The organism is Butyrivibrio sp. ob235 (assembly GCF_900109475.1).
GTDB lineage: Bacteria > Bacillota > Clostridia > Lachnospirales > Lachnospiraceae > Butyrivibrio.
In genome coordinates, this window is the sequence record NZ_FOBE01000002.1 from 381,399 (window position 1) to 402,469 (window position 21,071).

Consider the following 21,071-nt stretch of genomic DNA (forward strand, 5'->3'; position numbering starts at 1 on the left):
AATTTGAGAGATTCCGCCAATATTGCTATAATTGCTTGGGGGAACAAATTAAGGAGGAAACGGTATGAAAAGAATGACTAATTGTCGCACTAAAAGGGTGGCAGCCTGTTTAGTGACGGCTGCTTTAAGTGTATCTATTTCCGCGCAAGTTACCGGATGCGCAGCATCTGTTTCAAATAAGGCTACTCAGCCGGAAGAAATCATAGAAAGTGAAAAGGAAACAACCCCTTCTGAAGAAATCATAGAAAGTGAAAAGGAGACAACCCCTTCTGAAGAAATCATAGAAAGAGAATCCGTTTACGATTTCGATGACTTGGTAAACGCTCAGTGGAAAGAAGAAGCCAAAGCCAAACTGGAAGAAAACGGGTATAGTTATTACTCTGTTATTACTGAGAGAACAGAGGTTCTTGACGACAAAATGGTGGAAATATTCAAAACAGATATTTCATCACTTCCACAGGACAGTGACATTTACAAAGTGCTCTATGTTTACAATCAGATTCTGGATGCAAAGTGGGAAGGAACGGATGCCAAAAAGGAGATAAAGAGTAAACTTGACCTGATTGACGCTGTGTGCACCCGTGACGATTTATACTCGCTTTTCACAGATAAATACTGGGGACGTTATAATCTCGGAATGTCAAGAAGAGTTGATTTTGTGAGAGGTGATATAACAAATGACATTGATCCGCAGACAATCATAGGTAACGGGAGAATGACAGATGAACAAAAATCTGTGGCGCAAAATTACCTGATTAACCTTGGCTTTTCGGAAGACAGAGCGAAAGAAATCATCAGTAATGCTGATGAGATGGATAAGATGATTGTCGACTATCATGACGGTTTGTCTGAGGATACACTTTGGGGATTCATTGGAAGAAAAACGCTTGAAGAGAAAAACGTTCAGTTCCCGATTCTTGATATCTTAAGTAATCAGGAAGCGCTAGGAAGAGATAAAAGCTTCTATTCTAGTTTGGACTACCTGAGCTTTCTGGATGATTATTATACAGATGAGAATATTCCGAAAATCAGAGATCAGATGATCGCCTGCGCGGCAGTGACACTTTCCAGACTTGATAAAGAAGACGGTGGCGAGACCAGCTTTGCATTTTATCCGTACGCGGAGAAACCTGATTTTGACGAGTGCCTTAGATATGCTATGTTTCAGGCGGGTGGTTACACAATCGAAAAAACATTCAAAGATAAATATATTAGTGACAAGACTATTGATGACGTAAAAGAGATAATAGAAGATGAAAAAGCAACAATGCGGAGCATGATAGCTGATACAGACTGGCTTTCTGTGCATGGTAAGGAGCAGGCGAATCACAAGATTTTTTATCTTAAGGAGTACATTGGTGAAAATGGTCACACTGACGATTTGTCCGAAGTGGAACTCACTGAGAATCCATTGGAAAACTACATTGCGCTAAAAACAAGTTTGAATGACTTTCGAGATAAGCAGCTTTTAACAGATAAAACAGATAAGGAATTGTTCACAGGCTCATTTATACAGGTCAATGCATTTTACAATGCCTATAATAACAGCATTATTGTTGGGGATGGTTATCTGGAAGATGTTACCGATGCATCATATGAGGAAAAACTTGCATATCTGGGAGTTACGCTGGCACACGAGTTATCTCATGCGTATGACCCCAAAGGCAGTAACTATGACTATGAGGGCTATAATGATCCCTGGATGTCTGAAGAAGAATACGAGGAGTATTCGAATCGGACTAAGAAAATTGAAGATTTTTTCGATGGGATGGAAGTCGGAGATGGCATAAAGCTTGACGGGAAACTGGTTTGCCAGGAAGCCTTCGCTGACTTAATGGGAATGGAATGCTGCCTCAGAATTCTCGGGGAAAGAGATAATCCTGATTATGACGCATTTTTCAAAGCCTACGCAAGAGAAAATGCCTGCTACTACACACAGGACGGCTTAAAGGAGGCGGTGAAGGATACACACCTTCCTTATAAGGAACGCATAAATTATATTGTTGGCCAGTTTGATGAGTTTTACGAGACCTATGATGTTGATTCGGACAGCCCTTATTATGTGCCCAAGGAGAAGAGGCTGTCGACGTTTTAATAAAAAAACGGGGACGATAAGCACATCTAAAAAAATTCAACAACATGCGGCTTGCAAGACATGGCTTAAGATAGAATACTATGGAGGAGAAAAATGTCAGCAGCAATCGATAATTACAGAAAAACAGTAGAGCAGCCCTGGGGAAGGATGTTCTATGATTTGACATACAGACAACTGAATATTCCGAGTGATAAAAAATTAAAGATACTCGATTTCGGTGCAGGTTTTTGCATAACCGCAGGCCACTATGCAAAAAGCCATGAAGTGACTGCGGTTGAGCCAAGTGAAGAAATGTACAGCCTTCGCTTTTCAGACAATGATTACAACCTGGTTCCACAGGGAGCGGAGTACCTGGAAACACTTGAAGATAACAGCTACGATGTTGTTATCTGCCACAACGTTCTCGAATATGTGGATGACAGAGAGGCCTTATTGCAGCAGTTTGTCAGGATTCTGAAAAAAGGTGGAATGCTGTCTATAGTAAAACACAACGATCCCGGCAGAGTTATGATGTACGCAGTATTAAATGATAATCCGAAGGCTGCACTTGAATTGTTAACTCAGGAAGAAAATGAAAACTGCGCATTTGGAACCAGGAATGTTTACAACAACGAAAACCTGATAGCCTCTGTTGCTGACAAGGCAGAGCTTGCAGGCATATATGGCGTGCGAACTTTCTTTGGACTGTCCTCCAATAACGACATCAAGTTTACAGATGAGTGGTATGAGTCTATGCTTGATCTGGAAACGGAAGCGGGCAAGAAGGAAGAATATAAAAAGATTGCCTTCTTCAATCACTTGATTTTTAGGAAAAAATAAACAGCAAAATAGATTGGAAGAAAACGATGAGAATTTTATTTTTCAGACATGGTGATCCGGACTATCAGATAGACGGGCTTACGGAAAAAGGGAAGGTTGAAGCTAAGCTTCTGGCTGCGCAAATCAAGTCCTTTCACTTGGATGATGTATATGTGTCGCCGCTTGGAAGAGCGAGGCAGACCGCGGAGTATTCACTTAAGGAATTAGGGAAAGAGGCTGCGGTTTTAGATTGGCTCAAGGAATTCCCGGCGCTGTTTGATGCAAATAAGGCAGATGAAGAGACAAGACTTGCCTTTCCGAACGAACTTCATAAAAATGAAACCACAGGAGAGTATGATAAGCGCATAGTCTGGGACATCATTCCTTCATATTATATGAATCATCCTGAATTGTTTGATGCGAAAACGTGGAGAGATTCCGAATTCGTAAAGAGTACTGACATGCCACAGATTTATGATTATGTCATAGACAGCTTTGATAAGTTTCTTTCAGACTATGGATACGAACGCGATGGCAGCGTTTACAAGGTTAGGGAAAACAATGACAAGGTTATCGGATTTTTCTGCCACTTCGGAATTACATCAATCATGCTGTCACATCTGTGGGGAGTGTCACCCTTTGTCACCATGCAGTTTCTTGCGATGGCGCCGACTTCCGTAACAGAGATTGTCACAGAGGAGCGCGAAAAAGGGATAGCCATTTTCAGAACCCTGAGAATCGGTGATATCACCCACCTCACTATGGGGAATGAAGCACCTGCGTTTTCAGCAAGATTCTGTGAGCGGTTTGAGAACACAGACGAGCGCCATTAACGGTAAATACATCATACCGGATACTTAACTTATCTCCCAAAATCATGTATACTGTCGAGAGATAAAAACGCAATCTACAAGATTATTCACAAGGAGAGTTCCCATGATCAAAAACTTAATTGACGGTATCAAAAAGACTGAGGCACCAATTGTTGTAGGACTTGATCCCAAGACTGACTTCATTCCGAAGAGAATTTTGGACAAGGCTCTTAATGAAAAAGGATACACAGCGGAGGCGATAGCTGACAGCTTCTTTGAATTCAATAAAGAGATAGTTGATAGCATCTGCGATCTGGTTCCGGCCGTAAAACCGCAGGTTGCAATGTATGAGCAGTTCGGACTTCCCGGACTCATCGCCTATAAGAAGACAATTGATTACTGTCATGAAAAGGGACTCCTTGTTATAGCTGATGTAAAGCGCGGCGATATAGGCTCAACCTCAGAATCCTACGCGCTCTCACACCTCGGAGCATCCAAAGTGGGGGATACTCTCATCAAAGGATTCGATGCTGATTTTGCAACGGTTAATCCTTACCTTGGATCAGACGGAGTTAAGCCCTTCATCAACGTCTGCAACGAGTTTGACAAGGGAATCTTCGTACTTGTAAAAACTTCAAACCCCTCAAGCGGTGAGCTTCAGGATAAGATAGCGGACGGCAAGCCCCTCTACGAGACAGTCGGAGAGCTTGTTGAAAAGTGGGGACAGGATTCTATGGACGGAAGTTACAGTAATGTCGGCGCTGTCGTAGGTGCTACTTATCCCGAGATGGGCAAGGTTCTTCGTGACATCATGCCTCACGCTTTCATCCTTGTTCCGGGCTATGGAGCACAGGGCGGAAAGGGCTCAGATCTTGTTCACTTCTTTGATAAGGACGGCCTCGGAGCAATCGTAAATTCCTCCAGAGGAATCATCGCTGCATGGAAAAACGAGAAATACGGCGATCCCGCAAAAGAAGCCGTAGGAGAGGCAGCTAGAAAAGCCGTTCTCGACATGAAGGAAGACATACAGAACGCATTAAAGTAATGACCTGCGCACTCAATAAATAAAAGAAAAATACGCATTTTATCGTTACAAATCTTTAATATTTAGTTAATTGTTTATGCTTATTTCAATGTGATACAATGCACATAGCAATACAATAAAAGGAGTATGCTCAAAATGGAGAGGTATAAGGAAGAATTTATTGAATTTATGGTGGACAGCAACGTTCTTAAGTTTGGAGAGTTCACATTAAAAAGCGGACGCAAGTCTCCGTTTTTCATGAACGCCGGTGCTTATGTTACAGGAGCTCAGCTCAAGAAGCTCGGCGAGTATTATGCAAGAGCAATACATGACAATTTCGGTCTTGAATTTGATGTATTATTCGGACCTGCTTATAAGGGAATTCCGCTTACGGTTGCAACAACTATCGCCATAAGCGAGCTCTACGGAAGAGAGATAAGATACTGCTCAAACCGCAAGGAGATCAAGGACCACGGCGATAAGGGAATTCTTCTCGGAACCAAACTCAGAGACGGGGACAGAGTTATGATCATCGAGGATGTTACCACATCAGGTAAGTCCATCGAGGAGACAGTTCCGATCATAAGAGAGCAGGCAGAGGTTGATATAGTCGGAATGATGGTTTCTCTCAACAGACAGGAGAAGGGACAGGATTCCGACAAGAGCGCACTTGAGGAGATAACAGACAGATATGGATTTGAGGCCGGTGCGATCGTTTCAATGTCAGAAGTGGTTGAACACCTCTATGGCAAGAATTTTGATGGCGAGGTTATTATAAACAAAGAGATTAAGAAGGCCATCGATGAGTATTACAAGGAGTATGGCGCAGCAGGGGTATCTGCCGGCTAACTGATATATGGAGGAGAGAAAAAAGAGGCGAAAACTTAATATTAAGCTTCCGTCGTTTGGGCGCGGCAGGTACGTGTTCACCGACAAGAAGCATCCTGAAAAAGGAGTCCTTTCAGCTGCACTGGGGCTGATTTCCGTAGCCACAATCGTGTATGCCGTCATTCTAAGCTACAGGAATGGCGGACAGGCAGAAGCAAAATACGCGGTGGCCGTGATGTTTTGTCTGGTTTATTCAATTGCAGGTCTGGTTCTTGGCATTATGTCAAGGATGGAGAGGGATATATTCAAGCTTTTTCCGAATCTGGGGATAATACTCAATGTGCTGTCGCTCATATGGGTAGGGTTGCTGTTGTACTTTTCTGTATTGTGAGGTGCAGTTTATGGACAGAAACAAGCGGAATGAGGAAATACGCAAGAGTATACAGATCGTAATACTGCTTTGCTATAGCTTGTATTCTGTTGGCCTCGCTTTGGTATCAGTACTAAATAAATGGGAGTTTTGGGCAGTTCCGATTATCTTTATCGGAACTGTCATCAGCTGGAGTCTTTATGTGTCCGGACAGTTCGAGTATAAGTTCCGGATATATGTTTTTGCCGGTTTCGTGGCACTATCTACATTCTTTTATGGTTCCCATATTTCCGAATTTTATAATTCCACACTAATAATAGTTCTGGCGATGCTTTTGTTCTCACTTACCGAGGAAAAGCCTGCGCTCAGGATTTTATTCATGATGTATGTAATGCTCTTTGCCTATCACATGATTCTCATGGCGACCGGTATGGAGAATTTCAGTGACCTGTCTGTTTCGATACTGATTCTGGATATCCTGTCGGTGGTTCTGGCTGACAGGGTGGGCGGATACATCTGTGAAATGTTCTCGATTTCCAAGAAAATGGCCGATGACCTTGAGTTGGAACTAAATGACATGAAGCAGAAGTCCGAGGACTTCATGGCGAACATTTCACACGAACTGAGAACGCCCATAAACGTTGTTACCGGTCTGTCAGGTCTTATGCTCGAAGATGAGAAGGAAGAAAAAAAGAAGGCCGATTTAAATGCAATTCAGAGTGCAGGTAAAAGACTGTTTTCAAGGATTGAGGACATCCTGGACTACACCGAGATAGATACGGGCTCGCTCCTTCTCTCCGAAGAGGAGTACCGTATTTCCTCCATAGTTAACGACATAGCGACAGAGTTTCGAACCTTCAGAAGCGGAACCTGTGAGATAGTCATTGATATGGATGTTAATCTCCCTGCGAGAATGATTGGAGACGCTGGCAGAATAAAGAGAATCATAAGACATCTCATGGTAAATGCGGCGAAATTTACTGATAAAAACGGCTGCGTAAATTTACATCTTTTTGCAAGAAAAAAGGAGTACGGAGCTAATCTGTGTATCGAAGTTACGGACACAGGTATCGGAATGACGGATGATGAGAGACTTCGAGTTATAGAGGGAATGTATCAGATAGATTCCGGACGAAGCAGAAGGGCTGAGGGTATTGGACTCGGTCTTTCAATCGTGTTCGGATTTGTAAAGCAGATGGGCGGCTTCGTGAGACTTGAGAGCGAGGTGAAAAAGGGCACCAGGGTGACTGTAAGTATACCCCAGAAGGTTGTGGACGATAAGCCCAGCGTTATCCTTGATCATCCCGAAAAACTCGAGCTTGCCTGCTATCTTAGAAACGATAAGTATAAGAGCCCTGCAGTCAGAGAGTACTACAACACGATGATAATGCATACTCTTAAAGGCTTGTCGGTTCCGATTCACAGAGCTTCCGAATTTGAGGAGCTTAAGAAGCTGTGCGCCGCAAATCAGATAACTCATGTCCTCATAGCAGAGGAAGAATATCAGGAGAACAAGGATTTCTATGAAAATATGAAGTCCGACGTTTCGGTTATTGTGTCAGTTTCGGGAGGTTACAGAATACCTGCCGGCAGCAAGGTTACCTTTATCAGAAAGCCTATTTTCAGCCATTCAATTGTAAATGCTGTTAACAGAAAGATGACCGTTTGGGAATTCGATCCCGAGACCAGTGGAAAGAAGCTTGTATTCAACGGCGTAAATGCGCTGGTTGTTGATGATGAGGAGATGAACCTGCTTGTTGCGAAGGGAATTCTCGCCGGGTACGGAATGGACGCGGATGTTGTGCTAAGCGGAATGGAAGCTGTACATCTGTGTGAGAAAAAGAGCTATGATGTCATTTTCATGGATCATATGATGCCCGAAGTTGACGGTGTTGAGGCTATGAAGATGATAAGACATAACCTTGGACCCGACGATCACACCGCAATTATTGCGTTTACCGCAAATGCCGTGAGTGGTGTCAGAGAAATGTTTATGAAGGAGGGCTTTGATGAATTCCTTGCAAAGCCCATCGAGATATCGGAGCTTGAGAGAATCCTGAAAAAGCTGCTTCCTTCAACGATGTGGGAATATATCACAGTTGAGAGAGATGAAGAGGAAGTGGTGCATGCAGAGAGCGGACCGGGACTTAGCAGAAGCAGCGAACTTGTTACCCTAAATACCGAACAGGGCGTAAGAATCTGCCGCGGAAGCAGCGATTTTTATGAGGAAGTACTGCTTGAATTTGCCAGGGAAGCAGACGCGATTGCCGGTGAGGCGCAGGAACTCTATGACGCGAGAGACTGGGAGAATTACAGCATAAAACTCTCGGGACTTAAGTTGTCTTCAAGAATAATCGGCGCAGACGATCTTTCCAGAAAAGCGGGAGAGATTGAGAGGGCTGCAAAGGATAAGTGGGAGGCATATATCATTGCAAACCACGAGGATTTAAAACGACAAATAGGCGCTGTAAAAGACGATATTATTCGTGTTTACGGAGGTAATGCATCATGATTTTAAAGCGCTTGTTCAAAGCTGCAAGTGATCATAACAAGACACTTCAGGAGAGACTGTTCTCGGTTATTCCGGTGATCGGTCTGTTTTCCATGTTTCTCCTTATTTTTATAGGTATTTTTGTTGAGGACGATATCAGAAATACCATCATTATTTCGCTGTGCCTTGTTGCATTTATAGGAATAGTTGTTGTCTCTATAAAAAAGCACAGAGTGCAGACGGGAGCGACAATAATCGCTGTGGTGCTTGTGGTTATAATGCTTCCGGCAGCATTCATATACGGAGGCGGAATCTATGGTGGATCCCCGATATGGTTCGTATTCGGCTTTGCATATATAGGAATTACGGTTGAAGGCAGAAGAAAATATGTCCTTCTTGTAGTCGGTGCGATCATGACCGGTATCTCCTACTATATCGCTTACACATTTCCCGAAAAGGTGGCGCAGCATACGCTGGAGATGGCGCACCTTGATTCCTTTGCAAGTGTTGTGCTTGTGAGTTTCCTGATTACGATAATAGTTCTTTTCCAGAATCAGGTTTACCAATCGGAAAATGATCTTATCCAGCAGCAGAAGAAGGAAATCGAAGAACTGTCCCAGACCAGGAACAAATTCTTTTCGAATGTCAGCCACGAGCTCAGAACGCCCATAGATTCAATTCTTGGATTCAATGAGCTGATCCTTAGAAGTGCAAACAACGATGAGATAGCGGAGAACGCCGAGAATATCAAGAGCGCCAGCAGACTCATGCTATCTCTTATAAATGACGTTCTGGATATGAATAAGCTTGAATCCGGAAAAATGGAGATTGTTCCTGCGGAATATGACCTTGCCGGAATGTTGTCCGAGACAGTCAATATGATATGGGAGAGCGCTTCGAGAAAAGGGCTTGCCCTTTTCGTTGACGTGGACAAGACAATCCCCAGAAAACTTATCGGAGATGACATGAGAATAGAGCAGATTCTTATCAATCTCCTTAGCAATGCCATCAAGTTTACGAATGAAGGAAGCGTTAAGATTTCCGTAAAATGGAAACCGCTTCAGAACAAGCAGATATCTATCATCTTTTCAGTAGAAGATACAGGTATGGGTATCAAGAGAGATAACATGCCATATCTGTTTGATGAGTTCAAGAGAATAAATGTCGAGCAGACCAAGGGCATTTCAGGTACGGGACTTGGCCTTGCGATTGTAAAACAGCTGACGGAGCAGATGAACGGTGAGATACAGGTCAACAGTATCTATACAAAGGGATCGACCTTTACCGTATCTATTCCGCAGGAAATTGTTAGGGATGAGCCTATAGGTGAGATGGCGCTGGAGACTCTTAAAAAGCGCGAAATGGGACAGTTCTACAGACAGAGCTTCGAGGCTCCCGCCTGCAGGATTCTTGTTGTTGATGACAACATGATGAACAGAATCGTCACTGTCAAACTTCTGAAGGATACCAAGATGGTTATCGACCAGGCAGAGAGCGGCGCAGAATGTCTTTCAAGATGTAATGATGCAGAATATGACTGCATCTTCATGGATATCGAGATGCCTGAGATGGATGGGGTGGAGAGCCTTCGTCAGATACGCTCACAGATCGGTGGACTGAACAGAGAGACGCCTGTCATTGTTTTGACAGCGCATTCGTCGGCTGATGATCAGGCGAGGTACAGAGCTGCGGGCTTTGACGGCTACCTGCTAAAACCGATCTCCGGAGAAATGCTTGAAAATACTCTGCTTCGCGTGCTTCCGGGAGATAAGGTTCACAGGATAACTCCCACTTATATTGATCCCGAGGATCAAAAGCTCCTTTCAAGCAGAGAGAAGCTTCCGATTTTGATAACAACAGAAAGTGCTGTTGATATACCCAAGGAAATGATTGCTGAACTCAGGATACCCATTATTCCGCTATATATCAGAACGCAGAACGGACTGTTCCTTGACGGAGTTGAAGCAGAGACTGAGGGAGTTTTAAAGTACATGAAAGAGGGCGGAGCAGACAAGCTCTTTGTGGATATTCCATCTATTCAGGAGTATGAAGATTTCTTTGCTTCTCACCTTTCGGATGCGGAGAATATCATCCATATCAGTATGTCCGGCAAAGCGGGCGGAGCATATCATGTGGCAAAAGAGGCTGCAGCTTCTTTTGATAAGGTCACGGTGATTGATTCCGAGAGTCTATCCAGTGGTATAGGACTTCTTGTGTTTGAGGCAATACGTCTTGCCAGGGAGGGGAAAAGCGTTCAGGATTGCGTAGAGCAGCTTAATATTATAAAGAAACGTATACACACCAGCTTCCTTATCGACAATATTGATTACCTTATCAGGATGGGAAGAATCAAAAGAAAAGTCGGAGGTTTCAGCAGAGTCTTCATGCTTAAGCCGGCGGTTCTCTTCCGTGACGGCAGAGGCAGCCTGGGAAGAATGATGATGGGCTCTGTGACAAAATGCCGCAAAGCCTACATTGAGGATCAGCTGACCAAGTTTGCACCTATTGACAGAAGCAGACTGTTTATAACCCATAGCGATCTTTCATCCGCGGAGATTGAGGAGATCAAGAAATGGGTAAACAATATAATGTCCTTTGAAGAGATAATTGTTCAGAAAGAATCCGCATCCATGGCAGCTATCCATGGAAGTGCGGCCTTCGGACTTTTGTACATGCTTGGAGAAACCAGAAATAATGGCTAAGGTTTTGATTGTTGATGACGCCGAAATGAATGCTGAGCTCCTTGCAGAAATCGTAGGAATGTTTGGAGTGGATTCGATGACTGCTTCCAATGGAAAGGAAGCGGTCGATTTGGTGCGCCGCGAAACCTTTGACCTTATTTTCATGGATCATCTAATGCCGGTGATGGATGGACTTGAGGCCATGGCGATTATTAAGAAGGAAAAGCTGTGTCCCTCCACGCCTGTAGTCATGGTAACCGCAAACGATTCCGCAGCTGACGGAGATATTTATAAGGAAGCCGGTTTTTCCGAGTACCTGAAAAAACCGATACCTTCTAAGGATGTCAGAGCCATTTTTATGAAATACGGCATCATCGGATGCGATGGCGAAAAGGATGAATGGAGGAAATTTTCAAAGAAAATAAAAGGTATAGATATCGAAGGGCCGATGCAGTATTTTTTGAACGACTTTTCTTTTTATACGGAGGTTTTATACGAGTATTCTAGGAACAACACCTTCGACTGGGCTGAAAAGATGCTCACCTTTCAGGAAGTGTCGGTACTTCTGCCCGGTGTGCGCGCTGCCAAGGACGCTGCAAGGCTGATCGGAGCAGTGCAGCTTGCAGAGCTTGCTCTATCAATGGAGAGGGATATAGAAGACGGAGACGAGAAATCTTTTCTTGAGCATTTGGGGAACTATCGTTTATTGGAAAAAAAGCTCAAGAAAACCATTTTAAAAACGGAAAGTTTAGCGCATTCTCATAGTTGATTATACAGTACATCTTATGGTAGGATTTCCGTGGTTACGTTTTTAATTTTTTGTACCATTTTATTTGGAGGAGAGATATGGCACAAGTTGGGATCGTTATGGGCTCTGACTCGGATATGCCGGTCATGGCCAAGGCAGCAGGGGTGCTTGATGAGCTGGGAATCTCGTATGAGATGAATATTATTTCAGCACATCGTGAGCCCGAAGAGTTCTTCGAATATGCGAAGAGCGCAGAAGATAAAGGTTTTAAAGTCATCATTGCCGGAGCAGGAATGGCAGCACATCTTCCTGGTATGTGCGCCGCAATTTTTCCTATGCCTGTTATCGGAATTCCCATGCATACAACTTCATTAGGTGGAAGAGATTCGCTCTACAGTATTGTACAGATGCCTTCAGGCATTCCGGTTGCTACTGTGGCTATTAATGGCGGTGTAAATGCCGGTCTTCTTGCTGCGAAGATTCTTGCAACAAGTGATGCAGAGCTTTTGGGAAAACTTAAGGACTATTCAAAAGGCCTGAAGGAAGCGGTTGTCGCAAAGGACGCACACCTTCAGGAGGTTGGATACCAGAACTATTAATATATACGGAGGAAAACATGTCAGAGCTTAACTACAAAAACGCAGGTGTCGATATCGAAGCAGGCTACAAGTCTGTTGAGATGATTAAGGGCTATGTAAAGGAGACCATGAGACCCGAAGTCCTTGGCGGCCTCGGTGGCTTTTCAGGAGCCTTTTCCCTTGCAAACATTAAGAATATGAAGGATCCGGTACTCTTATCCGGAACCGACGGAGTTGGAACAAAGATAAAACTTGCATTTCTTCTTGATAAGCACGACACCATCGGAATCGATGCTGTTGCAATGTGTGTAAATGATGTTATCTGCGCGGGTGGTGAGCCGCTGTTCTTCCTTGATTACATCGCTTGCGGCAAGAACTATCCGGAGAAAATCGCAGCAATCGTTAAGGGTGTTGCTGAGGGCTGCAAGCAGTCTGAGTGTGCACTAATAGGCGGTGAGACAGCTGAGCATCCGGGACTTATGCCCGAGGATGAGTATGACGTGGCAGGCTTTGCAGTCGGCGTTGTAGACAGAGAGGACATGATCGACGGTAGCACCATTAAAGCCGGCGATACACTTATCGGCGTAGCTTCAAGCGGCGTTCATTCCAACGGTTTTTCACTTGTAAGAAAAGTATTTGACATGACTAAGGAGAGCCTTGAGAAGTACTACGACGAGCTCGGATGTACACTCGGCGAGGCGCTTCTTGCACCTACCAAGATATATGTGAAGATGCTTAAGAGCATTAAAAATGCAGGCGTTAAGGTTAAGGGCTGCAGCCACATCACAGGCGGCGGTTTTTATGAAAACATCCCGAGAATGCTTCCCGATGGCTGCAAGGCAGTAGTGAAGAAGGACAGCTACGAGGTTCCCGCTATCTTCAAGCTTATGCAGAAGACAGGCAATCTTGAGGAGAAGATGATGTTCAATACCTTCAACTGCGGACTTGGAATGGTTATCGCTGTAGATCCTGCAGATGCTGACAAGACCCTTGAGGCAATCAAGGCTTCAGGCGAGAAGGCATGGATCGTTGGATCTGTAGAAGCAGGCGACAAGGGAGTGGAGATATGCTAAACATTGCAGTCCTTGTTTCCGGCGGCGGAACCAATCTTCAGGCGATAATTGATGCTGTGGAGAGCGGCAAGATTACAAATACTAAAATTGGCATGGTTTTCTCAAATAACCGAAATGCCTACGCTCTCGAGAGAGCAGCTAAGCACGGAATAAAAACCGAGGTTCTTGTTCCGAAGGAATTTGAGAACAGAGATGCTTTTAATGAAGCTTTTTACAATCTTCTGATATCAGAGAATCCGGATCTTATCGTCCTTGCGGGCTGCCTTGTGGTGATACCCGAGAAGATCGTCAAGGCATTTAGCGGCAGGATAATCAACATCCATCCTTCGCTCATTCCGTCATTTTGCGGAACCGGTTTCTACGGTCTGAAGGTTCATGAAAAAGCGCTCGAGCGCGGCGTCAGGGTTTCCGGAGCAACGGTTCACTTTGTTGACGAAGGTACCGACACAGGCCCGATCATCCTGCAGAAACCTGTCATGATAAGACCTGACGATACAGCGAAAACTTTGCAGCAGCGCATAATGGAGCAGGCAGAATGGAAGATTCTACCCAAAGCTATCGACCTTATTGCGAACGGTAAGGTGAAGGTGGTTGACGGTAAGGTTGTTATAGAAGGTTACGACCCGGATACAATATAGTAGCCTTCCCCCTTTGGGGGAAGGTGGCACGAAGTGCCGGATGAGGGTTATAGGAGGAGAATATGAATGTATTAATAGTTGGCGGAGGCGGCCGTGAGCACGCTATAGCAGAAGCAGTTTCAAGAAGTAAACACCTTGATAAACTCTACTGTGCACCCGGTAATGCCGGAATCGCAGAACTTGCTGAGTGTGTTTCCATTTCACCCATGGAGTTCGACAAACTTGTAAGATTTGCCAAGAACATGCAGATCGACCTTACTATAGTAGGAATGGACGATCCGCTTGTTGGCGGAATCGTTGATGCTTTTGAGGCAGAGGGTCTCAGAGTATTCGGACCCAGGAAAAATGCAGCAATTCTTGAAGGAAGCAAAGCTTTTTCCAAGGACCTTATGAAGAAATATGACATCCCCACAGCTGCTTACGAGACCTTTGATGATCCGGAAAAAGCGCTTGAGTATTTACAGAGCGCAAAGTTCCCCATCGTACTTAAGGCTGACGGTCTTGCACTCGGAAAGGGCGTTCTCATCTGTGAGACAAAAGAGGATGCCGAGGCCGGTGTTCGCGAGATCATGGAGACCAAGAAGTTCGGTGATGCCGGAAACCGTATGGTTATTGAGGAATTCATGACAGGACGTGAGGTTTCAGTCCTTTCATTTGTTGACGGTAAGACAATCAAACTTATGAGTTCTGCTCAGGATCACAAGAGGGCAGGAGATGGCGACACAGGTCTTAACACAGGCGGAATGGGCAACTTTTCACCCAGCCCCTTCTATACGGAGGAGGTTGATAAGTTCTGCAAGGAACACATCTACCAGAAAACTGTTGATGCCATGAGAGAAGAGGGCAGAGAGTTCAAGGGAGTTATTTTCTTCGGACTTATGCTCACCGAGGACGGCCCCAAGGTTCTCGAGTACAACGCAAGATTCGGTGATCCCGAGGCTCAGGTTGTGCTGCCGAGATTAGAGACTGATATGATTGAGGTTTGCGAGGCGGTTATCGATGGAACTCTCGATCAGCTTGATCTTAAGTTTGAGGACAAGGCAGCAGTTTGCGTGGTTCTTGCATCCGACGGCTACCCTGTAAGCTATGAGAAGGGTAAGGAGATCACAGGCCTTGAGAACTTCAAGGGCAAGGATGGTTACTACTGCTTCCATGCCGGAACGAAGTTCGATGAGAACAGCAAAATTGTGACAAACGGCGGACGAGTTCTCGGAATAACCGCTAAGGGAGACACTCTTGCCGAGGCCAGAAAGAAAGCCTACGAAGCAACCGAGTGGGTTAACTTCGATAACAAGTACATGCGCCACGACATCGGAAAAGCCATAGACGAGGCTTGATAGAATGGCCCGCCCGCGGTATAGGTGACGTAAATTTGCGTTTTCGTCTGCGGAGTGATTTGTAAAAACTCAAAAAGAATTTATACCTCATTTCACGTTGTTCAAAGAAATCGGTATAAATTCTTTTTTTTGTTTTACAAATCATCTTCCTCGTCCGAGAACTGCAAATTTCCGTCACCCATACCGCGGGCGGGGTCAATCTGCCAAGCCTTCACTAAAATATTTCAAAAATATTACAAATAGGCTGTAAATGTAGTGGTTATGTGTTATAATGACACCAAATATTGAGTTTTTCGATATTAGAATTGAATAATTATGTGCAGATGTATAAGCTGCACTTGTACCGGAGGTAGAAAAGTATGTTTAGGAATAGAATTGGAAATGTGATGATTAGTGCAGCTTCCGTTCTGACGGCAGGGGCGTTGGCGCTTAGCATGCCGATATCAGCACTCGCTGCCACAGGAACCATAACCTCATCCAATGTAAAGGTCAGATCTGAGGCGAGTACGTCATCTTCACAGGTATCAAGTCTTGATTCTGGGGACAAGGTTGATATCGTTGATGAGACCACTGATTCTCAGGGATATGTATGGTACAGAATTTACATTAACGATACTGAATTCGGATATGTAAGAAGTGACCTGGTTTCCAAGGAAGGAGCAACACCGAGTACTGATGCTGCAACTTCAACAGCAGCTCAGCCTGAGACTCAGGTTACAGCTGTAGATGCACAGACAGCTACAATTACAGTTGCAAGTGCAAATGTCAGAAGCGGAGCAGGTACAGGATACAGCTCAGTAGGAACAGTTAAGAACGGCGATGCAGTTACCGTAACCGGTGAGGCTACAGGAACTGACAATAATAAATGGTACCAGATACAGTTTGGAACCAGCGGAAGAACAGGTTTTGTTCGTTCAGACCTTCTTCAGATAGGCGCTCCGGCAGCAGCTGACGGAGGCGAGGCAGCTCCCGCAGATGGTGAGCAGCCGGCAGAGGGCGAAGCAGCACCTGAGGGTGCAGAAGCAGCTCCCGTAGAGGGAGAACAGCCTGTAGAGCAGCCCGCAGCAGAGCCTGCAGTTGTAGGAAACGGCGAGTTTTCACTTGCATATAAGGATGACGGAACAGGCACCGAAGTTTGGTACCTCTATGATAATGTTGAAGGAACACAGGTTAAGCTTAGCGACCTTCTTGATTATGCTAAGGCAGGACAGCAGTCCAAGGCACTTGAAGCACAGGTTAAGAAGCTTAAGGGTGCCCTTATCGGTATGGCAATTGTAATTGCTATTCTGGTTCTCGGAGTTCTTCTTCTCATCTACAAGCTTCGTGATTACATGTACTACGAAGATGAAGAAGATGAGGGAACAGCTCAGAAGAAGCACAAGTATGACGATATTCCGTCCCAGAAACCTGCTAAGAAGTTTTTTGAAAGAAGTGAGACAGATCGCGGCAGCAACGGCAGAACAGTAGCTGACAGCAAGAGAACAGTAAGCCCTTCAGCTCCCAGAAAGAGCGCACCTATGGGTTCCGCAGCTTCTCTTCTTACACCCGACAGACCGTCAGGAAGAACGGCTTCTGAAGTAAAACCGGAGCGTCCCGCACCTTCACGTGAGCGTGCAGAGCAACCCAAACCGGGACAGACCATCACTCCCAATAATAAGGGTAGAGGCTCTCGTAACTTCCTTCTTGATGATGAGGATTTCGAGTTTGAATTCCTTGATCTGGATGATGATGACAAACCCTAAATACTTAACGAGGTACTAATTACACGAAGTATTCTTTTACCGCACGGCGCGCCGTGCGGTTTTTTTTGTTTTATTTAGGAAATTACTTCTATTGACTTTAAATCCCTCTTTGTTATACTAGATGTATCACAGAAAAGGAGGCGAAAATGGTAATCCAGATTGATTTTAACAGTGATGAAGCGATATATGTACAGCTGTGCAATCAGATTATTATGGGAATTGCCACGTCTCAGTTCAGGGAGGGTGAGCAGCTCCCCAGTGTGAGACAGCTTGCTGAGATGATTGGTATAAATATGCATACCGTCAATAAGGCGTATTCCATATTGCAGCAGGAGGGATTCGTCAAGATTGACAGAAGAAGAGGTGCCATCATTGCAATCGACTTGAACAAGCTCGAGGCACTGGATGAGGCACATGACATGCTAAGCGTCGTTCTGGCGAGGGCCATGTGCAAGGGCGTCACCAGGAATGAGATTCACGAGCTCGTTGACAGCATCTACGAGCAGTATGAGTGATGAATATCTCATCAAACAATTCTAAGAAATAATACTTGAACAGGTTACCCACGGGGCATTTTTTCATAAGAGAACCCTGATACAGGTAACAGGAAGGAGTTTACTTGAATAAAGAATATACAGAGAAGGCCCAGGAAGCGCTTAAGCTCGCAAGGAAGACAGCGAGAACCTTAAAGCTCAACTATGTGGGTACCGAGCATCTTCTCATAGGTCTTATAAAAACCGGAGGCTGTGTGGCTTCCAGAATCCTTATCGATAACGGCATCAATGAAGATAAGATGATGGACATCATAAGGGATCTGATCGTTGAGGGCGGCAATCTGACGCTTCTTGATAAGGAGGGCTTTTCACCCAGAGCCGAGAACGTTCTGGAGGAGGCCGAGAGACAGGCGGACAGATTCCATGCAGATAGAATCGGTACAGAGCACATCCTCCTCGCACTTATTAAGGAAGGCGAGAATGTTGCGGTGCGCCTTATCGGCACCATGAATGTGTCTATCCAGAAGATATATGCGGAGACGCTGGCAGCAATGGGTGAGGACGCCAATCTGGTAAAAGAAGACCTCGGAAGGAAAAACAATTCCAAGAAAAAGGCTTCAACCCTTGAACAGTACAGCCGCGACCTTACTGCACTCGCAGCTGATAACAAGCTTGATCCCATCATCGGAAGAAATAATGAGATTCAGCGTGTGATCCAGATACTCAGCCGCAGAACCAAGAATAATCCCTGCCTTATCGGTGAGCCCGGTGTAGGAAAAACGGCAGTGGTTGAGGGACTTGCCCAGAGAATTGTGGCTGGAGATGTCCCCTTTACAGTACAGAATAAGCGTCTTCTGACACTGGATCTTTCAGGAATGATCGCAGGTTCAAAGTACAGAGGAGAATTCGAGGAGAGAATCAAGAGAGTTATTCGCGAAGTTATCGATGACGGCAACATCATCCTTTTTGTTGACGAGATGCATACACTTATCGGTGCGGGTGGTGCTGAGGGTGCTATCGACGCATCCAATATCTTAAAGCCTTCACTTGCGAGAGGCGAGATCCAGATGATCGGTGCGACCACCATCACCGAGTACCGCAAGTATGTGGAGAAGGATGCCGCTCTTGAGAGACGTTTCCAACCTGTAAACGTCGAGGAACCCGACAGAGACGAATCTCTTGCAATCCTCAACGGAATTGTGGGCAAGTACGAAGAGCATCATCATGTGAAAATTACACCTGAAGCAATTCAGGCAGCGGTTGATCTCAGCAGCCGTTACATAAATGACAGAAACCTTCCGGATAAGGCCATCGACCTTATAGATGAGGCTTCTTCCGCAGTAAGGCTTCGCTTAACCGGAGCTCCTTCGGGCATCCGTGAGATGGAGCAGCAGATTAGGGAGATGGATTCTGAGGTTGAGAATCTTCTGGCGAAAGAGGATTTCGCAGGTGCCGGAGAAGTGCATCGCAAACAGGAAGCCCTTATCAAGAAGTACAACCGTAAGAAGAATGCTGAGAATAAGAGAGAGAAGGATTCCGACTACATCGTTACCGAGAATGACATCGCGGAAGTTGTTGCTATGTGGACCAAGATTCCGGTTAAGAAGATTGCGGAGAAGGAATCCGAGAGACTCCTCAAGCTTGAGAAAATCCTTCACGAGAGAGTCATCGGTCAGGAGGACGCAGTTGTTGCGGTTTCCAAGGCAATCAGAAGAGGCAGGGTAGGCCTTCAGGATCCCAACAGACCTATAGGGTCCTTCCTTTTCCTGGGACCCACCGGTGTAGGTAAGACAGAGTTGTCAAAAGCTCTCGCTGAGGCGATGTTCGGCGACGAGAACGCTCTTATAAGAGTTGATATGTCGGAGTACATGGAAGGCCATTCCGTATCCAAGATGATCGGTTCACCTCCGGGATATGTGGGTTATGACGAGGGCGGCCAGCTTTCAGAGAAGGTCAGACGTCATCCCTATTCCGTAATCCTCTTTGATGAGATAGAAAAGGCGCACCCTGACATCTTCAATGTGCTGCTGCAGGTGCTTGACGACGGACATATAACTGACGCCAAGGGACGCAAGGTGAGCTTCAAGAATACGATCCTTATCATGACTTCAAACGTCGGAGCCCAGAGAATCGTTGAGCCCAAGAGACTTGGTTTCGACACCGCTTCCGATGAGAAGAAGGATTATGAAAACATGAAGAGCGGGGTTATGGAGGAGGTTAAACGACTTTTCAAACCCGAGTTCATAAACCGTATCGATGAGATCATGGTATTCCATCCTCTCAACGAGAAGGAAATGATGGAAATCGTTACCCTGCTTAGCAAGAATCTCTCCAAGAGATGCAAGGATCAGCTGGGCATCGACCTTGTGATGTCACAGTCTGTAAAGCAGTTCCTTGTAAAGAAGTACTCAGATGCCAAGATGGGTGCGAGACCTCTTAAGAGAGCTATTCAGTCCGTAATTGAGGACGCGATGGCAGAGGAGCTTTTGAAGGGCAAGATTAAGCGCGACAGCAAGGTTACGATCGGCCTTAAGGATGAAAAGGTAGTATTTACGCAAAAGGATGCGGAGAAGCCCGCGGCTAAGAAGGCTGCTGCAAAAAAGACTCCTGCAAAAAAGGCTCCCGCAAAGAAGACTACAGCCCGGAAAACTACAGCTAAGAAAACTGTCTCAAAGAAAACCAAATGATTCATAAATATTTAATATAATTATTGTTTCGTATGCTTTATAATTATATCAGTAAAAACATTTTGTACTATTACAAAGGACGTCAGCAGTTCCTCAAATGCCGCTGATGCCCGGAGTAATCAAAACAGGAGGTAGAAAATGGCTGTCGTAGAGCAGTTGCTGAGGACGGAAGCTGATGGAACCTTCAGCTTTGGTAATTATGAGTTGCCGGAGAAGAAAAAGCTCGACAATTTCGAGTATGAGGGCAATATTTTAAAGGTTAAGACCTTCAAGGACATTACCAAGCTTGAGCAGAATGAGATGTTCCTATATGAATCAGTTCCGGGGACAACGGTTACACACTTCAAGGAAAAGGAGGACGGTGTTTCTTTTGAGGTTGAAGGACCGGGAGATGCACAGATAACAGTCGGACTGGAGGAGAATACTGATTACCACATTCTTGTGGACGGTAAAAATATCGGACCGATGCAAACAGGAGTAGGAGGCAAGCTGAGCTTCAGTGTTCCGCTTGGAAACGCTCCATCAAAAGTAGAAATTCATAAATAAAATATGAAAGAGGGCTGCGATGCAGCCCTCTTTATATAGTTTGCGCGCCATGGGCGCGCTCTAACGGGTGCAAGTCCCGAACACGCCCAGATAGTGGGAAGTGTACAGCTGAACAGCAAGGGTGTCCAT

17 protein-coding genes are annotated in these 21,071 nt (G+C 45.1%); all 17 read left to right on the plus strand.

Annotated features, from left to right (window positions below):
• The first annotated feature begins 64 nt into the window (after nt 1-64).
• The 17 genes from BMW61_RS04100 to BMW61_RS04180 all read left to right on the plus strand — a co-directional run bounded on the left by BMW61_RS04100 (nt 65) and on the right by BMW61_RS04180 (nt 20,942).
• Nucleotides 65-2,095, plus strand: a complete 2,031-nt coding sequence (locus BMW61_RS04100) for a M13-type metalloendopeptidase (protein WP_091819956.1) — start codon at nt 65-67, stop codon at nt 2,093-2,095.
• A gap of 93 nt (nt 2,096-2,188) precedes the next feature.
• Nucleotides 2,189-2,914, plus strand: a complete 726-nt coding sequence (locus BMW61_RS04105; RefSeq protein ID WP_091819957.1) for a class I SAM-dependent methyltransferase — start codon at nt 2,189-2,191, stop codon at nt 2,912-2,914.
• Between the two features lie 26 nt (nt 2,915-2,940).
• Nucleotides 2,941-3,726 carry a histidine phosphatase family protein gene (locus tag BMW61_RS04110; RefSeq protein ID WP_091819958.1) on the plus strand — a complete coding sequence of 262 codons (786 nt, stop codon included), beginning with the start codon at nt 2,941-2,943 and terminating at the stop codon, nt 3,724-3,726.
• Nucleotides 3,727-3,829: 103 nt separating this feature from the next.
• Nucleotides 3,830-4,750, plus strand: coding sequence for an orotidine-5'-phosphate decarboxylase (gene pyrF, locus BMW61_RS04115; RefSeq protein ID WP_022763055.1), 921 nt, complete (start codon nt 3,830-3,832; stop codon nt 4,748-4,750).
• Between the two features lie 135 nt (nt 4,751-4,885).
• Entirely contained in the window at nt 4,886-5,578 is a 693-nt protein-coding gene (gene pyrE, locus BMW61_RS04120; RefSeq protein ID WP_022763054.1) for an orotate phosphoribosyltransferase, read from the plus strand.
• A gap of 7 nt (nt 5,579-5,585) precedes the next feature.
• Nucleotides 5,586-5,948, plus strand: coding sequence for a DUF6142 family protein (locus tag BMW61_RS04125; protein ID WP_022763053.1), 363 nt, complete (start codon nt 5,586-5,588; stop codon nt 5,946-5,948).
• A gap of 10 nt (nt 5,949-5,958) precedes the next feature.
• Nucleotides 5,959-8,439: a hybrid sensor histidine kinase/response regulator gene (locus BMW61_RS04130; protein WP_091819959.1), complete on the plus strand. Its 2,481-nt coding sequence runs from the start codon at nt 5,959-5,961 to the stop codon at nt 8,437-8,439.
• Complete coding sequence (locus BMW61_RS04135) at nt 8,436-11,120, plus strand: DegV family protein (protein WP_091819961.1); 2,685 nt, start codon at nt 8,436-8,438, stop codon at nt 11,118-11,120. The genes BMW61_RS04130 and BMW61_RS04135 overlap by 4 nt, the downstream gene beginning before the upstream one ends.
• Nucleotides 11,113-11,868 (plus strand): response regulator, encoded by a 756-nt coding sequence (locus BMW61_RS04140; RefSeq protein ID WP_175475095.1) that lies wholly within the window; start codon nt 11,113-11,115, stop codon nt 11,866-11,868. The genes BMW61_RS04135 and BMW61_RS04140 overlap by 8 nt, the downstream gene beginning before the upstream one ends.
• A gap of 77 nt (nt 11,869-11,945) precedes the next feature.
• Nucleotides 11,946-12,446: a 5-(carboxyamino)imidazole ribonucleotide mutase gene (gene purE / locus BMW61_RS04145; protein WP_022763049.1), complete on the plus strand. Its 501-nt coding sequence runs from the start codon at nt 11,946-11,948 to the stop codon at nt 12,444-12,446.
• A gap of 17 nt (nt 12,447-12,463) precedes the next feature.
• A complete protein-coding gene (purM, locus tag BMW61_RS04150; protein ID WP_022763048.1) occupies nt 12,464-13,498 on the plus strand; it encodes a phosphoribosylformylglycinamidine cyclo-ligase in 1,035 nt (344 codons plus the stop codon).
• A complete protein-coding gene (gene purN, locus BMW61_RS04155) occupies nt 13,492-14,136 on the plus strand; it encodes a phosphoribosylglycinamide formyltransferase (protein WP_022763047.1) in 645 nt (214 codons plus the stop codon). The genes purM and purN overlap by 7 nt, the downstream gene beginning before the upstream one ends.
• 62 nt (nt 14,137-14,198) lie before the next feature.
• The gene (gene purD, locus BMW61_RS04160; protein ID WP_022763046.1) at nt 14,199-15,473 is read left to right on the plus strand and encodes a phosphoribosylamine--glycine ligase; all 1,275 of its coding nucleotides are present in this window, start codon (nt 14,199-14,201) and stop codon (nt 15,471-15,473) included.
• Nucleotides 15,474-15,832: 359 nt separating this feature from the next.
• Entirely contained in the window at nt 15,833-17,215 is a 1,383-nt protein-coding gene (locus BMW61_RS04165; protein ID WP_091819964.1) for an SH3 domain-containing protein, read from the plus strand.
• Between the two features lie 146 nt (nt 17,216-17,361).
• Nucleotides 17,362-17,730 (plus strand): GntR family transcriptional regulator, encoded by a 369-nt coding sequence (locus BMW61_RS04170; RefSeq protein WP_022763044.1) that lies wholly within the window; start codon nt 17,362-17,364, stop codon nt 17,728-17,730.
• 104 nt (nt 17,731-17,834) lie between these two features.
• Nucleotides 17,835-20,396 (plus strand): ATP-dependent Clp protease ATP-binding subunit, encoded by a 2,562-nt coding sequence (locus tag BMW61_RS04175; protein WP_091819966.1) that lies wholly within the window; start codon nt 17,835-17,837, stop codon nt 20,394-20,396.
• A 138-nt stretch (nt 20,397-20,534) separates the two neighbouring features.
• Entirely contained in the window at nt 20,535-20,942 is a 408-nt protein-coding gene (locus tag BMW61_RS04180) for a hypothetical protein (RefSeq protein ID WP_026499564.1), read from the plus strand.
• Nucleotides 20,943-21,071: the final 129 nt, after the last annotated feature.